Source organism: Planctopirus hydrillae, assembly GCF_001707835.1.
GTDB classification, from domain to species: Bacteria; Planctomycetota; Planctomycetia; order Planctomycetales; family Planctomycetaceae; genus Planctopirus; species Planctopirus hydrillae.
Window position 1 is genome coordinate 1 of the sequence record NZ_LYDR01000135.1, and the last position, 318, is coordinate 318.

1 protein-coding gene is annotated in these 318 nt (G+C 71.4%); it reads left to right on the top strand.

Annotation, left to right across the window (positions count from 1 at the left end):
• The coding region (locus tag A6X21_RS24765) for a hypothetical protein (protein WP_165603830.1) at positions 1-318 on the top strand (318 nt) is incomplete at both ends.

Here is a 318-nt window from a genome sequence, read left to right on the forward strand (position 1 = left end):
TCTTCCGGGTGACCGCACCGCTCGACCCCGAGTCGACCGGCGATACGCTCGAGATGCGCGCGACCCACGACGTGATCACGATCCGGGGCTTACGCGTCGAGCACGGGACGCCGCTCCTGGTCCCGGCGCTGGCCGACGACGGCCGCCGCCTGCTGCCGCGCGTGCCGATGCCCGAGACCGCGGCGCGCACCCGCGCGCAGATTGCGCTGTTCGCCCCCGGGGTGATCGACGCCCGCGCCAAGAAGGGCGTTTACCCGGTCAAGATCTCGGACGAACTCAAGGCCAAGACCGACAAGGTCCTGGCCGCGAAGAGCACGC